Source organism: Microbacterium sp. RURRCA19A, from assembly GCF_900156455.1.
Classification (GTDB): domain Bacteria; phylum Actinomycetota; class Actinomycetes; order Actinomycetales; family Microbacteriaceae; genus Microbacterium.
The window spans coordinates 279,070-295,644 of sequence record NZ_FTNQ01000001.1 but is presented as its reverse complement, the minus strand read 5'-3'; the positions used below and the strand labels follow the sequence as shown (position 1 = coordinate 295,644).

Annotated in this window: 16 protein-coding genes; 8 read left to right on the top strand and 8 right to left on the bottom strand. The window is 70.2% G+C overall.

Going from position 1 to position 16,575, the window contains the following annotated elements:
• Position 1: 1 nt before the first annotated feature.
• The gene (locus BW982_RS01440; RefSeq protein WP_076490325.1) at positions 2-358 is read right to left on the bottom strand and encodes an SdpI family protein; all 357 of its coding nucleotides are present in this window, start codon (positions 356-358) and stop codon (positions 2-4) included.
• A gap of 145 nt (positions 359-503) precedes the next feature.
• On the opposite strand from BW982_RS01440, the gene BW982_RS01435 reads away from it, so the two are divergent.
• Both BW982_RS01435 and BW982_RS01430 read left to right on the top strand, forming a co-directional pair.
• Positions 504-1,472 carry an arsenic resistance protein gene (locus BW982_RS01435; RefSeq protein WP_076490324.1) on the top strand — a complete coding sequence of 323 codons (969 nt, stop codon included), beginning with the start codon at positions 504-506 and terminating at the stop codon, positions 1,470-1,472.
• Between the two features lie 101 nt (positions 1,473-1,573).
• Positions 1,574-3,163 (top strand): glycosyl hydrolase, encoded by a 1,590-nt coding sequence (locus tag BW982_RS01430; RefSeq protein WP_076490323.1) that lies wholly within the window; start codon positions 1,574-1,576, stop codon positions 3,161-3,163.
• Between the two features lie 31 nt (positions 3,164-3,194).
• Here BW982_RS01430 and BW982_RS01425 read toward each other — a convergent pair whose 3' ends face one another.
• Positions 3,195-3,734, bottom strand: coding sequence for a gamma carbonic anhydrase family protein (locus tag BW982_RS01425; RefSeq protein ID WP_076490322.1), 540 nt, complete (start codon positions 3,732-3,734; stop codon positions 3,195-3,197).
• A 140-nt stretch (positions 3,735-3,874) separates the two neighbouring features.
• Between BW982_RS01425 and BW982_RS01420 the strand changes: the two genes are divergently transcribed.
• Positions 3,875-4,360 carry a Dps family protein gene (locus tag BW982_RS01420; RefSeq protein ID WP_076490321.1) on the top strand — a complete coding sequence of 162 codons (486 nt, stop codon included), beginning with the start codon at positions 3,875-3,877 and terminating at the stop codon, positions 4,358-4,360.
• Positions 4,361-4,419: 59 nt separating this feature from the next.
• On the opposite strand, the gene BW982_RS01415 is transcribed toward BW982_RS01420, so the two are convergent.
• From BW982_RS01415 to BW982_RS01395, 5 genes are all read right to left on the bottom strand, one after another.
• The gene (locus BW982_RS01415; RefSeq protein ID WP_076490320.1) at positions 4,420-5,916 is read right to left on the bottom strand and encodes an amidohydrolase; all 1,497 of its coding nucleotides are present in this window, start codon (positions 5,914-5,916) and stop codon (positions 4,420-4,422) included.
• On the bottom strand, positions 5,913-6,539 hold the full coding sequence (locus tag BW982_RS01410) for an FMN-binding negative transcriptional regulator (RefSeq protein WP_076490319.1): 627 nt from the start codon (positions 6,537-6,539) through the stop codon (positions 5,913-5,915). The genes BW982_RS01415 and BW982_RS01410 overlap by 4 nt, the downstream gene beginning before the upstream one ends.
• 18 nt (positions 6,540-6,557) lie before the next feature.
• Positions 6,558-7,547: an Fpg/Nei family DNA glycosylase gene (locus BW982_RS01405; RefSeq protein ID WP_076490318.1), complete on the bottom strand. Its 990-nt coding sequence runs from the start codon at positions 7,545-7,547 to the stop codon at positions 6,558-6,560.
• Positions 7,547-8,089 carry a ribose-5-phosphate isomerase gene (locus tag BW982_RS01400; protein WP_076490317.1) on the bottom strand — a complete coding sequence of 181 codons (543 nt, stop codon included), beginning with the start codon at positions 8,087-8,089 and terminating at the stop codon, positions 7,547-7,549. Before BW982_RS01400 ends, BW982_RS01405 begins: the two co-directional genes overlap by 1 nt.
• Before the next feature lie 87 nt (positions 8,090-8,176).
• Positions 8,177-9,364 (bottom strand): ferrochelatase, encoded by a 1,188-nt coding sequence (locus BW982_RS01395; RefSeq protein WP_076490316.1) that lies wholly within the window; start codon positions 9,362-9,364, stop codon positions 8,177-8,179.
• 126 nt (positions 9,365-9,490) lie between these two features.
• On the opposite strand from BW982_RS01395, the gene pepN reads away from it, so the two are divergent.
• From pepN to BW982_RS01370, 5 genes are all read left to right on the top strand, one after another.
• Positions 9,491-12,040 (top strand): aminopeptidase N, encoded by a 2,550-nt coding sequence (gene pepN / locus BW982_RS01390; RefSeq protein WP_076490315.1) that lies wholly within the window; start codon positions 9,491-9,493, stop codon positions 12,038-12,040.
• A 122-nt stretch (positions 12,041-12,162) separates the two neighbouring features.
• Entirely contained in the window at positions 12,163-13,074 is a 912-nt protein-coding gene (locus BW982_RS01385; RefSeq protein ID WP_076490314.1) for an ABC transporter ATP-binding protein, read from the top strand.
• A complete protein-coding gene (locus tag BW982_RS01380) occupies positions 13,071-13,859 on the top strand; it encodes an ABC transporter permease subunit (RefSeq protein ID WP_076490313.1) in 789 nt (262 codons plus the stop codon). Before BW982_RS01385 ends, BW982_RS01380 begins: the two co-directional genes overlap by 4 nt.
• A gap of 69 nt (positions 13,860-13,928) precedes the next feature.
• Positions 13,929-15,173, top strand: a complete 1,245-nt coding sequence (locus BW982_RS01375) for a mechanosensitive ion channel family protein (RefSeq protein WP_076491735.1) — start codon at positions 13,929-13,931, stop codon at positions 15,171-15,173.
• Complete coding sequence (locus tag BW982_RS01370) at positions 15,170-15,640, top strand: globin (RefSeq protein WP_139327296.1); 471 nt, start codon at positions 15,170-15,172, stop codon at positions 15,638-15,640. Before BW982_RS01375 ends, BW982_RS01370 begins: the two co-directional genes overlap by 4 nt.
• A 17-nt stretch (positions 15,641-15,657) precedes the next feature.
• Here the strand turns inward: BW982_RS01370 and BW982_RS01365 are convergent, their stop codons facing one another.
• The gene (locus BW982_RS01365) at positions 15,658-16,476 is read right to left on the bottom strand and encodes a cation-transporting ATPase (RefSeq protein ID WP_076490312.1); all 819 of its coding nucleotides are present in this window, start codon (positions 16,474-16,476) and stop codon (positions 15,658-15,660) included.
• Positions 16,477-16,575 lie beyond the last annotated feature (99 nt).

Genomic DNA, 16,575 nt, shown 5'->3' with positions numbered 1-16,575 from the left:
TTCAGCTGCGCGCGGGATCTTCCCCGACCGTCGCGGCGGCCTTCCCCGCGACGTCGGACGCGACGATGAGCCAGACGACGATCCACGCGCAGCCGAACATCGCGGCGACGATCGCCTGTTCGCCGAGGAACAACGCCGCGGCGGCCGCGACGATGAGCCCGACGCCCCCGACCGAGATCGGTACGGCGGCCGCCGCGTGACCCGTGCGCCACGCGTCCTCGGAGCGCAGGGTCGCGCTCGTCCTGATGCCGATCCAGAAGTTCAGGGGCAACGTCCCTCGCGCGGACCGGTAGGCCGCCCATTGGACGAGTAGTCCCGCCAGGAGCAGGGGGACGGCGGTGCTGATGGCGATGATCACGGGGGGATGATCCTTCGGTCGACGGGCGAGTGCTCCCCGGCGCGCACGACGACGCGTGCGGTCGGGGTGTCCCTCCACGCTACGCGAGGGCTCGCTCACCACGACGAGCGGCGCCCGCGTTCCGTGTGACCGTAGGCTCGTCCCGATGATCGCGTGGGTGAACCGCTGGCAGATCCCGGTCTACATCGGGGCGATGATGGCGGGCGCCGTGATCGGTCTCCTGGCGCCGTGGAGCTCGGCGTTCCTGGAGGTGCTGGTCACTCCCGCGTTGATGGTGCTGCTGTTCGCGACGTTCCTGGCGGTCCCGTTCGCGACGATCGGGCGCGCCCTGAAGGACGTGCGATTCCTCGGCGCGGTTCTCGTCCTGAACTTCCTGCTGGTACCCGTCTTGGTGTTCGGGCTGTCGCGCTTCGTCACCCACGATCGCGCTCTCCTCGTGGGCGTCCTGCTGGTCCTTCTCACGCCCTGCATCGACTACGTGGTCGTTTTCACCCGCCTGGCGGGCGGCGAGGCATCCCGCCTGCTGGCCGTGTCCCCGGTGCTCATGCTCGCGCAGCTGGCACTGCTGCCCGTCTATCTCGGTCTCTTCGCGGGGCCGGCGATCCTCGACACGGTCGAGATCGAACCGTTCGTCGTCGCGTTCCTGCTCTTCATCGCGCTCCCGATGGGTCTCGCGGCCGTGATGCAGACGGCCGCCCGCCGGTTCCGTGCGGCCCGGGTCGTCGAACGGACGATGGATGCCGCCATGGTGCCGCTCCTCGCACTCACCCTCGCGGTGATCTTCGGCGCGCAGATCGAGACGGTCCGCGCGCACGCGGGCGCGCTGCTCCCCGTCGTCCCCCTCTACGTCGTCTTCCTCGTGGTCGCACCGATGCTCGCCATCCTGGTCGCCCGCGTGTTCCGACAGGACGCCGCGACTTCCCGCGCCACGGTGTTCTCGGGCGCCACGCGCAACTCCCTCGTCGTGTTGCCCCTGGCGCTGGCCCTGCCGGAGCCGCTCTCTCTCGCCGCCGCCGCGATCGTGACGCAGACGCTCGTCGAGCTGGTCGGCATGGTCGTGCTCGTGCAGGTGGTGCCGCGGCTCGTGCGTCGAGACGTCTCCGCGCAGTTCTGACCTGCGCCGTAGGGAACGGACATGTGACCGTCATGTCGCTGGGTTATCGTGACGCCGACGAGAGGGGTTCCGTGGCGCGATCATTGAGGGCGAGGCGAACCGTGGTCATCATCCTCGTGGTCGCGCTGGTGGCCATCTCGGCCACCGCGGTCCTACTGGTCCTGCGGTCCGGCCCGGGTCCCCTGTCGGTGACCAGTCCGTCACTGCTGTTCTCATCGGCATCCGATGTCCGGATCGTGCTCGGCAACTCGCACGGCGCCGTCACGTGGACGCTTCGTTCCCGCTCCGGGGAGCAGATCGCAACCGGCCAGGCCTCCGGCGGCCCTGACGCCGCGCTCGATCCCCCCGTACCCGCCGACGGGTTCTACACTCTCGATCTCGCCGACGATCGTGACACCCTCAGCGTGAACTTCCTTGTCAACCCGGCCCCGGACGCGACCGACCGGTTCTTCTCCGTCGCGACCCACTGGGGCAAGTCGTCCTTCGCCGCCGGGACCTGGCCCGTCGACGCCACCGCGTCGTTGCTGCGAGGTCTCGGGTTCCGCGAGGTTCGCGACGAGACGTCGTGGATGAGCGTCGAGCGCGTGCGCGGCGAACGGGCGATCCCGCCGCACGCGGAGGATCTGCACACCGTCACCCAGGACAACGGGATGAAGATGCTGTTCGTCGCCGGGTACGGGAACCCCGTCGCGTACCCCGACGACATGAAGGAGAATCTTTCTCCCCCCACCACGCCCGAGGGGCGTCAGGGCTACGTCGACTACATCAACACCGTCCTCGACGCGGACCCGCAGATCGACAAGGTCGAGGTGTGGAACGAGTTCAATCGCCCGCAGCGCAACACGAGCGACTGTCAGAGCGGTGACTGCTATGCGACGCTCGTCAAGGCCGTGTACAAGGGCGTCAAGGCACGCCACCCGCAGGTGAAGATCGTCGCGGGGAACACCTCCGGCACTCCCCTGCCCTGGTTCACCGATTTCATCGACGCCGGTGGACTGCGGTACTGCGACATGCTTTCGACCCACGGGTACGCCCGCGACCTCGACACCACGCTCGCCGGCGTCACCGCTTTGGACGCGCTGGTGAAGAGACGCAACGGCGGGGTGTCCAAACCGATCATCGTGAGCGAGATCGGTGTCTCGAACACCACCTCGACGGCCCGCAGCGGCAACATCGCGAGGGTGCAGACCGAAGAGCAGGCGGCGACCGCGCTGGTGAAGATCTTCGCCGGGCTGCGGTCGAACCCGGCCGTGGTGCAGACGGTCTGGTACGACGGCGTCGACGACGGCAGCCGGCCGGATGAGACCGAAGACAACTTCGGGCTGTACCGCCAACCGACCGACACGGTCGCGGCCTTCCAACCGAAGCAGAGTGCCGCCGCCGCGGGATACCTGATGCGGCAGCTCGAGGGCTATCGCTTCAGCTCCCGCCAATCGCTCGGCTCCGACGTGTGGATGTACACCTTCGTCGATGGCACCGGAACCCAACGACGCATCCTTTGGCGCGATGCGCCGTACGCGGACACCACCACCGGTGCGGCCACCGTTTCCGTCACGGCGCGGTCCGGCTATCGCACGACCGTCTCATCGTTGACCGGTGAGGCGGTGGGAGCACCGCTCGCTCCGGGCACATCCAGGATCTCGGTCGGCACCGAGCCGATCTATGTCGACGAGGTGCCCGCCGCATCCTGACCGGTTCCGGCCGGGCGGCCCGGTGCCTGCATCAGTCGGCGGGCGCGGCGGAGGCGTGCCGCTCGACATGCGCGAGGTACGTCTGCGCGTTCCGCAGGATGCCTTCCCGTTCCTCCGGCGTCAACGCGCGCCGCACCTTGGCGGGAACCCCGGCGACGAGCGATCCCTCCGGGACCACGGTGCCCTCGAGCACGACCGCTCCCCCGGCCACGAGGCATCCGGGGCCGATCTCGGCGCCCGACAGGACGACGCTCCCCATGCCGATCAGGGACCCGTCCCCGATCGTGCAGCCGTGCACGACGGCGTTGTGTCCCACCGACACGTCGGCGCCGATCGTCACGGGACGGCCGCGGTCGACATGCACCGAGACGTTGTCCTGCAGGTTGCTGCGCGGGCCCAGTGCGATCGCGGCACTGTCGCCGCGCACGACGGCGTTGTACCAGACGCTCGATCCCTCGCTCAGCGTGACCGCGCCGATCACTCGGGCCCCGGATGCCACGAATGCGGTCTCGTGCACGTCGGGTGAGGCGTCGGTAAGGGCGAGCACGGAGGCGTCGGAGGCGATCGTCATGTCGCGAGAATACCGGCTGAGATGAGGTGAGGATTGCCTATCTATCAGGGATTTAGCCGAGCCTCATCTTGCTTGCGGAATGTTCCGGCGTGAGTAGCGTTGCTGTCAGAACGACTTCGGCACAACATCCAGGAGATCTCATGAGCACCGTTCAGACGCCCGCCGCCACCACCGTCGACTCGACCATGGCCTCCAGCACCGCGCAGTTCCTCTCGCCGATCGTCCTCGGCCTCGAAGCCCTCGTCGTCAACGGCAAGCAGGCCCACTGGCACGTCCGCGGCGCCAACTTCATCGGCGTGCACGAGCTGCTCGACTCCGTCGTCGCGCACGCGCAGGACTGGGCCGACCTCGCCGCGGAGCGCATCGTCGCCCTCGGCCTGCCGGTCGACTCGCGTCTCGCGACCGTGGCGGCGAAGGCCAAGGAGACCGCGGTCCCCGCCGGATTCGCGCAGTCCGACGTCATCATCAACGCCGTGATCGCCGACATCGACGCCGTGCTGGTCGACATCCAGACCGCGATCGACGGTCTCGACGAGACCGACCTCACCAGCCAGGACGTCGCGATCGAGATCAAGCGCGGCCTGGACAAGGACCGCTGGTTCCTCTTCGCGCACCTCGCGGCCTGAGTCTCGGATTCTGAGAAGGGGGCGGCGCTTCGGCGTCGCCCCCTTTCCCGTGGAAGGCGTCAGGACGCGTGCGTGACGCGGCCGGCGAGCAGCGTCGTGCGCACGGACATCGCGCGCAGGGCCTGCTCGTCGGCGGTGCGCGGATCCGCCTCGACGATCACCAGGTCCGCGCGGGCACCGGGGGCGATCTCCGACGGAGAGGTGGAGCCGCCGGCGGTGGATGCCGCGATCGCGGTGTCGATGTCGACCCGCTGGTGCGGCTGCCACGCGTCACGACCGTCGCGCGTGCGGAACACCGCGGAGGCGATCGCCGCCCACGGGTCGAGAGGCGCCACCGGGGCGTCGGACCCGAAGAGGAGGTTCGCGCCGCTGTCGGCGAGGGCTCTCAGCGGGTACGGCTGGGCGGACTGCTGGGCCCAGATGGCATCCGTCATGTCGCGATCGTCGAGTGCGTGCTCGGGCTGCACGCTCGCGGACACCCCCAGCCGCGCGAAGCGCGGGATGTCGGCGTGGGCGACCAGCTGCGCGTGCTCGATCGTGCCGACGGCACCGGTGAGCGCGTACGCGTCGAGGGCGTGCGCGTTCGCGACGTCGCCGATCGCGTGGATCGCGCACTCCACGCCCGCCGCGGTCGCGCGCGTCATGAGGTCGACGAGCTCGTCGGGCGGGATGGTCAGCAGCCCGTGGTTGTCGACCTCGCCCGGGTAGTGGTGGGCGCACGCGGCGGTGCGTGTGCCCAGCGAGCCGTCGGTGATGGCCTTGAGCGGCCCCACCCGCACGAGGTCGGTGGTAGCCCCTCGCACGGGGTCGCCGGTGCGGAGGCCCTCGGCGATCGCGCGGTCGAGGTCCTGCGGGTATGTGCCGTACGACACCCGCAGCGCGTCGAAGCCCCGGGCGACGCGCCGCTGCCACGGTTCGTCGTTCCACGTCATGTCGAGGTCGACGAGCCCGACGAGTCCCCGCGCCGCGGCGGCGCGCGCCATCCGCTCGACGGCGCGATCGCCCCGCTCGGCGTCGACCGCGTTCAGCCGACGCGAGATCTCGAACGCATCCTCTTCGCGCAGGACACCGGATGCCGTCGGCTCGAAGCCCTCGCGCCGGAACGCGGCGGAGTTCATCCACACGCTGTGCACGTCGGCGTTCACGAGGTAGGTCGGGACTTCGCCGGTCGTGGCATCCAACAGGGCGAGCGTCGGCTCGTCGGGCCACAGCCCGTCGCGGAACCCGACTCCGATGCGACGGTCGTCGCTCGCCGCGATGCCCGACATCCGTGTCGCGGCCTCGCGCGCCGATCCGACGCCGCCGAGCGCGACGCGGCCGGCCGTGAGCGCCCACTGCACGACGTGCACGTGGTGGTCCCACAGCCCCGGGAGCAGCCATCCGCCGTCGCCGTCCACCACGCGCCCGCGCGGACGCAGGTTGCCCGTGGGGGCGATGTCGAGGATGCGCCCACCGGCGAGCACGAGGTCGACGGGCTCGTCGGGCGTCGGCAGGAACTCCCGTCCGGGCCCCGCGACGCGCACGGCCCGCACGAAGTCCGCGTTCTCGCCGATCATGCGCGGCGTCGCGCCTCGGCGGCGCGCTGCATCTCGGCGGCCAGGGCCGGGTTCGCGGAGGGGCCGTCGGACAGCCCCCCGATGATCGTGTCGACGACCTCGGCGGGACGGTTCTGGCTGAGCTTCCGCTTGCCGACCACGCGGGTCGGGGTCAGACGGAAACCGACCGTGCCCGCGGCGAGCCGATCGACGAACGCGGCGTCGTTCGGGGGGCGGTGGAGCCCGCGTCCGTCCTCCCCCTCGAACCGCTCCACCAACCGGTCGAGCACGCGCAGGTTCTCCTCCGGAGTGAGGATCTCCGGGATGCCACTGAGGTGCGCCGAGACGAAGTTCCAGGTCGGAACGGCGGGGCCGTCGCCGTACCACCGGGGCGTGATGTACCCGTGCGGTCCCTGCACGACGACGAGTAGCTCGCCGTCGCCGAGCCCGAGGATCGCGTCGTCGGGCTTGCCGACGTGCCCCACGATCGTGAGGTCGTCGCGGTCGTCGTCGAGCAGCACGGCGTAGTGCGAAGCGACCAGGCCGTCAGGGGTCGAGGCGACGAGCGTGACCCAGGGATTGTGCTCGATGAGTCGCCGGATCTCTCCGACGTCGGTCATCGCGAAGCTCGGGTTCTGCCGCATCGGATCAGCCTAGAACGCTCACGCCTGGCACTTCGGGCACCAGTACAGCTTTCGTCCCGCCGCTTCTTCGACGAGCACCGTCGTGCCGCACACGCGGCACGGGAGACCGGCGCGGTGGTACACCCAGTGCCGGTCGTCGCGGTGGGCCATCGCGCGACGGTAGGCCTCGGGATCGAGGTCGTCCATCGTCATCATCTGCCCGGTCTCGACGCCGATCGCCAGCAGCCGCACCCAGTCGCGCCACATCTCGCGGATCGTCTCTTCGGAGACGTCACGGCCGGGTGTGTGGGGGTTCTGCCGGGCGCGGAACAGGATTTCGGCGCGATACACGTTGCCGATGCCGCTGACGACCGCTTGATCCATCAGCAGCAGTCCGATCGCGGTGGGCTTTCGCCGTACCGTGGACACGAACCGCTCCTCGCCCTCGGCGACGTCGTCCACGAGGGGGTCGGGACCGAGCTTCGCGATGGTCGCGGCGACCTCGTCGGGGGTCTGCAGCTGACAGGCCGTGGGTCCGCGGAGATCCGCACACGTCGACTCGGCGAGAAGGCGGAGTCGCACGGCACCGACCACGGGCGGCGGCCACTCCGTCTGCTCCTCGAGTCCGGTCGTCTGCTCCGACATGCGCACCCGGGCGCGCCGCGGAGCACCGATCGAGGTGAGGGAGTTCTCGCCGGCGGCATCCATGATCTGCTCGTCGACGACCGTGCCCCGCTGATTCGTATGCCCCATGCGACCGTTCGCGGAGGCGATGGTCGCATCGACCGCGACCTCTCCGGCGAAGTCCCAGGCGCCGTACATGCCGAGGTGGACCCGGAGCCAGACATCGGGATCGAACCGGAGGAACATCTGCTTGCCGACGGCGCGCACCTCGAGGGCCTCGCGACCGTCTATCACCGACGCGCCCTCGGCAAAGCGGCCTTGGGGACTGGATGCCGCGACGGTGCGCCCCACGATGTTGCGGTCGAACTGCCGGGCGATGCGATGGACGGAATGCCCTTCGGGCATCAGCCTGCCTCGGGGTCGAACGAGTCGCTCGCGTCGAGCACGTCGGGGCGCGGAGCGGCTTCGCGCGGGTCGGGCAGCAGGATGCCGTCCTGTTCGTACGCGGCGAGCTGCGCGATGCGCCGGGCGTGACGCTCTTCGCCCGAGAACGGTGTCGCGATGAAGCGGTCGATGAAGGACACGGCTTCTTCGAACGTGTGCTGACGCGCGCCGATCGCGATCACGTTGGCATCGTTGTGCTCGCGGGCGAGCTCGGCCGTGGCGATGCTCCAGACGAGTGCGGCGCGGATCCCCGGAACCTTGTTCGCGGCGATCTGCTCGCCGTTGCCCGAGCCGCCGAAGACCACACCGAGCGTTTCGAGACCGTCGGCCTGGTCGCGGACGACCGCCTGGGCGGCACGGATGCAGAAGGCGGGGTAGTCGTCGAGCGGGTCGTACTCGATCGGACCGTGGTCGACGACCTCGTGCCCCTGAGAGGCGAGGTGGTGCTGCAACTGGGTGGAGAACTCGAGACCGGCGTGATCGGTGCCGATGTGAATGCGCATGCGCTCATCCTATTGAGGGCCGCGGACACCGCGGTCGGACGTGACGACGCCGCCCGCCCCGCGAGGGACGAGCGGCGTCGAAGGGTGTCAGGGACGGAGTCCGGCGGCGACGGGCTTGAAGCCCGCGCGGACGTTCTCGCAGCAGCCGGGGCGGCAGACGTCGTACCAGGGACCGAGGTCGGTGAGGTGCGGTCGCTCCGCCTTCGGAGTGCCCTTCAGGCGCTCCTCGACGAGGTCGACGAGTCCCGAGACGTACGCGGGGTCGACGCCCGGGGTGGGCGTGCGGACGGCCCGGATGCCGGCTTCCTCCGCCGCTTCCATCGCCTCGGTGTCGAGGTCCCACAGGACCTCCATGTGGTCGCTGACGAACCCGAGCGGCACGATGACGACGGCTTCCGCGCCGCGGCCCGGAAGCTCCGCGATGACGTCGTTCACGTCGGGCTCGAGCCACGGCTGCGTGGGCGGGCCCGAGCGCGACTGGTACACCAGCTCCCACTCGACGTCGGCGACGGCCGCGGCGACCTCGGCCATGACGAACGCGGCGACGGCCTTGTGCTGCGCCTCGTAGGCGCCGCCCTCGCCGAAGTCGACGTCGCGGGGGCCGGAGCGCTCCGCGTCGGCGGTGGGGATGGAGTGGGTGGAGAACAGGACCCGGATCTTCTCGGGCGCGATGCCGTCCGCGACGTACGCCGACACGGCATCCTTCACGCCCGAGACGAAGGTCGAGACGAAGCCGGGGTGGTCGAAGAACTGCCGCACCTTGTCGATGGTGACCGTCTCGCCGAGACCGGTGGCCTCGAGCACACGGGCGTAGTCCTCGCGGTACTGGCGGCAGCTCGAGAACGAGCTGTACGCGCTCGTCGCGATCGCCAGCAGCGTCGTGTCGCCGGCCTCCGCAGCCTCGGTGACCGCCTCCTCGAGGTACGGCGCCCAGTTGCGGTTGCCCCAGTACACCGGGAGGTTCAGGCCGCGGCGGGCGATCTCGGCCTCCAGCGCCGCCTTCAGCTCACGGTTGTGCTGGTTGATGGGGCTCACGCCGCCGAAGTGGCGGTAATGGTGTGCGACCTCTTCGAGGCGCTCATCGGGGATGCCGCGTCCGCGCGTGACATTGCGGAGGAAGGGGATGACGTCGTCCTGCCCCTCGGGCCCGCCGAAGCCGGCGAGGAGGATCGCGTCGTACGCCACGGGCGTCTCGACCCACTGGGGTCCGGATGCCGCGGCGGGAGACGCGTAGAGGACGGTCTCGGGGGTGGGGTCCGTGTCGGTCGTGCTCACCCGGACATCCTCCCACCTGTGGGATCAGCCCGGCCGTGGGGTATCTCGACACTAGGCTTATACGGTTGTCGTCGGCGCCAGCAGTGCCATCCGCGACGATCCACCCACATCCTCGGGAGAACGCCAGTGCCAGGAGAGAACCTCACCCGCATCGAAGCGCAGGAGCGCCGCGCGATCATCGACACGCACCAGTACGACGTGCGTCTCGACCTCACGCGCGGCGACGAGGTCTTCGGTTCCGTGACGACCGTCCGCTTCGCCGCCACCGAGGGCGCGTCGACCTTCATCGACCTCATCGCGCGCTCGGTGAACTCCGTGACCCTCAACGGTCGCGTCCTCGACCCGGCCGCGGTCTTCGCCGACTCGCGCATCGCACTCGACGAGCTCGAAGCCTCGAACGAGCTCGTCGTCGACGCCGACTGCGAGTACACCAACACCGGTGAGGGTCTGCACCGCTTCGTCGACCCCGTCGACGGCGAGGTGTACCTCTACTCGCAGTTCGAGGTGCCGGACTCGCGCCGCGTGTTCACGGTGTTCGAGCAGCCCGACCTCAAGGCGGAGTTCACCTTCACCGTGACCGCCCCGGCCGCGTGGAAGGTCGTCTCCAACTCCCCCACCCCCGAACCGCGCGAGGTCCGCGACGGAGTGGCCGAGTGGAGCTTCCCCGCGACCCCCCGCATCTCGTCGTACATCACGGCTCTCATCGCCGGGCCCTACGAGTCGGTCTTCTCCGAGCTCACGAGCGCCGACGGCCGCGTCATCCCGCTGGGCGTGTACGCCCGCAAGAGCCTGTGGCAGTACCTGGATGCCGACTACGTCTTCGACAAGACGCGCCAGGGCTTCGCCTACTTCGAGGAGAAGTTCGGCTTCCCCTACCCGTTCGCGAAGTACGACCAGCTCTTCGTCCCCGAGTTCAACGCGGGAGCCATGGAGAACGCCGGCGCGGTCACGTTCACCGAGACGTACGTGTTCCGCAGCAAGGTCACGGATGCCGTGAAGGAGCGTCGCGTCGTGACGATCCTGCACGAGCTCGCGCACATGTGGTTCGGCGACCTCGTGACCATGAAGTGGTGGAACGACCTCTGGCTCAACGAGTCGTTCGCGGAATGGGCCTCGACGATCGCCACCGCCGAGGCGACCGAGTGGACGGCCGCCTGGACCACGTTCAACGCGATGGAGAAGACCTGGGCGTACCGCCAGGACCAGCTCCCCTCGACCCACCCGGTCGTCGCCGAGATCAACGACCTCGAAGACGTGCAGGTGAACTTCGACGGCATCACCTACGCCAAGGGCGGATCGGTGCTCAAGCAGCTCGCCGCCTGGGTCGGCATCGAGCAGTTCTTCGCGGGTGTCGCGGCGTACTTCCAGAAGCACCAGTGGTCGAACACCGAGGTCGGCGACCTGCTCGCCGAGCTCGAGACCACGAGCGGCCGCGACCTGGGCGACTGGGCGAAGAAGTGGCTCGAGACGGCCGGCGTCAACACGCTGTCGCCGCTCATCGAGCAGGACGACCACGGCTCGCTCACGCGCTTCGCGATCGTGCAGACCGCACCGTCGGACTACCCCACGATCCGCCCGCACCGTCTCGCCGTGGGCTTCTACTCCCTCAACGGCAAGGGGGCGCTGGAGCGCGTCCACCGCGTCGAGCTCGACGTCGACGGCGACCGCACCGAGGTGCCGCAGCTGCGCGGCACCCGTCGTCCCGATCTCGTGCTCCTCAACGACGACGACCTCGCCTACGCGAAGATCCGCCTCGACGAGCGTTCGCTCGCGACGGCGATCGCGCACCTCAAGGACATCTCCGACCCGCTCGCGCGCTCGCTCGTCTGGGGCGCTGCGTGGGACCAGACCCGGGATGCCGAGGCCTCGGCGACCGACTACATCGACCTGGTGCTCCGCAACATCGGTTCCGAGACCGAGTCGACCACGGTCCGCACGACCCTGGCGCAGCTCCAGCTCGGGGCCAACAGCTACGTCGCTCCGGCGACCCGTGCGGCCGCGCGCGAGCGCGTCGCGGACGGGCTGTGGACGCTCGCCCAGGCCGCCGAGGCAGGCAGCGACAGCCAGCTGCAGTTCGTCACGGCGTTCGCCTCGGCCGCGGCGACCCCCGCGCACGTCGAGACGGTCCGGGCGCTGCGCGACGGTGAGACGATCCTCGACGGTCTCGAGATCGACACCGACCTGTCGTGGCAGCTGCTGATCGCTCTCGCCGCCGGAGGTGCGGTGACCGCGGCCGACATCGATGCGGCCCGCGAGGCCGACAACACGGCGAAGGGCGGGGAGTTCGCGGCGCAGGCCAAGGCCGCGTTGCCGACCGTCGCAGCGAAGCAGGAGGCGTGGGACGCGCTCATCGACCGCGCCGACGCTCCGAACACGATCGTGCGCTCGGCGGCGCTCGGCTTCACGCACCCCGCGACCGTCGACGTGCTCGCGGAGTTCGTCGGACCGTACTTCGACATGCTCCTCCCCATCTGGGAGAGCCGCAGCTACCAGATCGCGCAGTACCTGATCGTGGGGCTCTACCCGGCCGCTCTCGCGAACACGCAGCTGCGGGATGCCACCCGCGCCTGGCTCTCCGCGCACAAGGACGCGGCCCCCGCGCTCCGTCGCCTCGTGAGCGAGAACCTCGCGGGCGTCGAGCGCGCGCTGGCCGTGCAGGAGCGCGACGCGCAGTAACGCACCGACCCTCCACGTACGCCCTCTCCCGCTCCGGTGGGAGAGGGCGTACGTCTTGCGATGTACGCGGATCACTCCCCCGGTGGACGCGCGGGAGCGGACCCGCTTCCTAGCGTGGAAGCATGATCGTCGCAGACCACCTCACCAAGCGTTACGGCACGCGCACCGCCGTGTCGGACGTCTCGTTCGTCGTTCCGCCGGGCCGCGTGACCGGCTTCCTCGGGCCCAACGGCGCCGGCAAGTCCACCACGATGCGCATGATCGTCGGGCTCGACCGCCCGACGGCGGGCAGCGTCACCGTCAACGGCGCACCCTACGCGCATCTGTCCGCCCCGCTGTCGGAGGTCGGCGTGCTCCTCGACGCGAAAGCCGTGCACACCGGCCGCTCGGCCCGGAACCATCTCCGCGCCCTCGCCGCCACGCACGGTCTGCCGCGCCGCCGGGTCGACGAGGTGATCGAGATCACCGGTATCGGATCCGTCGCCGACAAGCGGGCCGGCGGGTTCTCGCTCGGCATGGGCCAGAGGCTCGGGATCGCCGCCGCGCTGCTCGGCGACCCGCACACGCTGATCCTGGACGAGCCGGTGAACGGGCTCGACCCCGAGGGCGTGCGGTGGGTGCGCGAGTTCGTCCGCCACATCGCCGCCGAGGGACGCACCGTTCTGCTCTCGAGCCACCTCATGAGCGAGATGGCGCTGACCGCAGACCACGTGATCGTCCTCGGCCGCGGACAGGTGCTCGCCGACGCTCCGATCGCCGATCTCGTGCGGTCCTGGACGTCGGAGACCGTCCTCGTGCGCTCGCCCGAGCTCTCGCGCCTCGTCGAGGTTCTGCTTCCCGAGGGCGCGTCGGCGACCGCGGTGGAGCCGGGCGCCGTGAGCGTCACCGGCGCCTCCGCCACCGACATCGGCGACCTGGCGGCCCGTTACGGCATCCCCCTGCACGAACTCACCCCGCGCCGTGGCTCGCTGGAAGACGCCTACCTGGCGCTCACCGACGACGCCGTCGAATACAAGACGAAGGAAATCGCATGACCTCGCTGGCTTCACCTCGCCGCGCCACGTTCACCGGTACCGCGCAGGCGCCCACCTTCCTGCGGACGCTGCACAGCGAACTACTCAAGCTCACGACTCTGCGGTCCACCTGGTGGTCGCTCGCGATCGCAGCGGTCCTCTCGATCGGCATCGCTTTCCTCTTCGTGACCAACGCGGACGGCGGATCCCCGGTGTTCGGTGTCCTGATCTCGGCGCAGTTCACGATGCTCGTCGCCGGGATCCTCGGGGCGATCGCCATCACCGGCGAGTACGCGACCGGGATGATCCGCTCGACGCTCACCGCCACTCCGCGCCGCACCCAGGTCGCGCTGGCAAAGGGCCTCGCGATCACGCTCGTCGTCGGCGCCGCGACCGCGATCACCTCGTTGATCTCCCTCGCCGTCACGGCGCCGCTGAGCTCGACCGCGATCGCGTGGGAGACCCCCAGCGAGGCGGCCTTCCCCCTCCTGCTCGGCGTCGCCGCCATCGTGGCGTACGCCCTCATCGGCATGGGCTTCGGTCTCGTCATCCGCAACGGGGCCGGCGCCATCGCCGCCACCGTCGGGGTGCTCTTCGTCGCCCCGGTCGCCTTCAGCCTGCTGCAGCTCGGCGGACCGTCGCTGCAGTGGATCGCCGACCTCCGGGAGTATCTGCCGGTCTCCGCCGGAACCGAGCTGACGGCCATTCCCACCGGCGACATCCTGGTCCCCGCGCTCACGCTCGTCGGGTGGGTCGTCGTCCTCATGGGGGCGGGAACCGTCCTCCTCCAGCGACGCGACGCCTGAGCTGCGCACACAGGACGGATGCCTCGATGCCCAGGCGGCACCGAGGCATCCGTCGTTAGCATGAACACGATGTCTGTTCTCGCCTCTGCACCTGAACCGTCCCCGACACCTTCGCCGCCCGCGACCATCGAACAGCTCGCCGACCCCTCGACGTGGGCGTGGATCGGTGCGCAATTACTCGGATTCGGTGGGGTCATCTTGCGGATCCTGGGGATCATCGTGGGCGTCGTCGTCGCCGCGTGGGTCCTGCGTGTCATCATCCGCCGCGTCGTCGATCGGATCGTCAACGGCGCGAAGAAGAACGCAAGGGTCGACGACACCCAGGCGCTCGACCGCTCGCCGCTCGCGGCCGTCCGCGTCGTGCAGCGCACACGGACGCTCGGCACGATCCTGCAGAACATCGTCAACGTCGTCCTGGTCATCGTCGCCCTGGTGTGGATCGCCGGGATCGTGGCTCCGAATGCCCTGGCATCCCTCACTCTCCTCACGGCGGCGGTCGGAGCCGGACTCGGCTTCGGCGCGCAGAACATCGTCAAAGACGTGCTGAACGGGATCTTCATCGTCGCGGAAGACCAGATCGGGATCGGCGACGTCGTCGACCTCGGCCTTGCGACCGGCATCGTGGAGTTCGTCAGCGTCCGCATCACGCACGTCCGCGACGTCAACGGCACGCTCTGGTACGTCCGCAACGGTGAGATCACCCGCATCGGCAACATGTCCCAGGGGTGGGCCCGGGTCATCATCGACCTCGCGGTGCCCGCGGACGCCGACATCGACGAGGTCGAGAAGGCCATGCTCGCCGCGGCCAAGGGGCTCGCGAAAGAGACGAAGTGGCGTTCCCGCATCATCGAGCAGCCCGAGATCTGGGGCCTGGAGTCCATCAGCGGCGACGCGCTGGTCATCCGCCTGGTCATGAAGACACGCTCCGGGGCGAAGGACGACGTCGCCCGTGAGCTGCGTGTCCGCCTGAAGCGCGCGATCGACGCACTGGGTGTCACCCTCCCGCAGCTCAACTCCATCGTCCTGACCGGTGCGGAGGGAGCCCAGAGCGTCCGCGGCGCCCACCCCCCGAAGACCAAGCCCACCCCCGTGGCGACCACACCCGAGCGCCCCGTCTGGCGCCCCCGGCGCAAGAAGCTCGCGGTGTCCGACACGGTGTTGGACGCGGATGCCGTGGCCGCCGAGATCGCGGCGGAGAAGGCACGCCCGAAGAAGCCCAAGACCGAAGACACATCGCCCTCCGCGGATGACGCCGGCGCCGGCAAACCGACTCCCCCCGCCGTGCGGGCCGACGACGATGGAGCACCCGCGTGAGCGAACCGATCAGCTTCTACGATCAGGCCGGCGGGATGGACACGTTCCGTCGGCTCGTCGACGCGTTCTACCGCGGGGTCGCCGAGGACGAGGTGTTGAAGCCCATGTACCCCGAGGAAGATCTCGGCCCCGCCGCCGAGCGCCTCACGCTGTTCCTCGCACAGTACTGGGGAGGGCCCACGACCTACGGGGAGACGCGCGGTCATCCGCGCCTGCGGATGCGACACATGCCGTTCCACGTCGATCCGGACGCGCGCGACCGCTGGCTGCGGCACATGCGCGCGGCCGTCGCCGAGGTCGCGCTGCCGCCGGTGCTCGAGGCTCCGTTGTGGGACTACCTCGAGCGTGCGGCCCACGCCATGGTCAACACCTTCGAACCGCGCGGCATCGGGCCCATCCGCGACGGCCGCCCCGAGACCGGTCTCCCGATCCGTCCCATCGGCCCGCCGGCATCCGACCCCGTCTGAGCCCCGCGGGGCCGGACTCAGCGCCCGAAGAAGTCTCCGAGTCCGGGGATCTCGAACCCTCCGAGACGGTCGCCGAGGCCGCTGACCTGCTCGCCGACCGTTTCCTGCACGCCGCCGACGGCGTCGCCCAGCGCCTCGGTACCGGGGACCAACGACGCCAGGTCCGCTCCGGATGCCAGCGCCTCCAGGTCGACGCCCGCAGCCAGCCCCGTGAAGTCGGTGCCCAGCTGCGCAGCCTGGGCGAGCAGCGGGCCGGCCACGGCGCTGACGACGGCGCCGCCCGCGACCACGGCGAGGAGCCCTTCGGCGCCCACGACGCCCGCGCCGACCAGCCCTCCGGCGCCCGCGCGGGCGAGAAGGCCCGACATCCGTCCCGGACGCCGGGCCTCCGCGCGCCCGGCCGCGCGGGCGAGATCGCCGGACGCGTCCGAGCGCGGTCGCTCGTGCGGGGCGAACTCGGCATCCATCCGCCGTCGCACCTCGGCGCGCTGCGCCGGCGTCAGCCGGTCGAACGACTCGCGATGCAGACGCTCCACCTGATCGGGGTCGGCCGTGCGGAGGAGGTAGTCGTAGCGGGCGATCGCAGCCCGATCCTCGGCGGTCAGGTTCGTCGAGCCGGCAGGCGGCGCGTAGCGAGCGCCCGGTGCCGCGGTGGGCGAAGGCGGCGAGGACAGCGCGGGGGCGTCGCGGCGCTCACCTGTCACCGCGTCGGCGGCCGTTCGGACCATATCGCGCCAGTCGCGGCCCCCGGACGATGAGCCCGAGGCCGAGCGGGACGAAGCCGCCTTGCCGGCGGCGCGGGTGGCGAGATCGAGAAGACGGGAGAGCTTGGCCATGGAGGCACCTTTCGACGGCGGCACGGAGCCGCGGCGTCAAGGTCTCTTCCGTTCCGGAGAACCGGCGCGCCCGGGGCCCAATCGTGGACCCGTGATGAC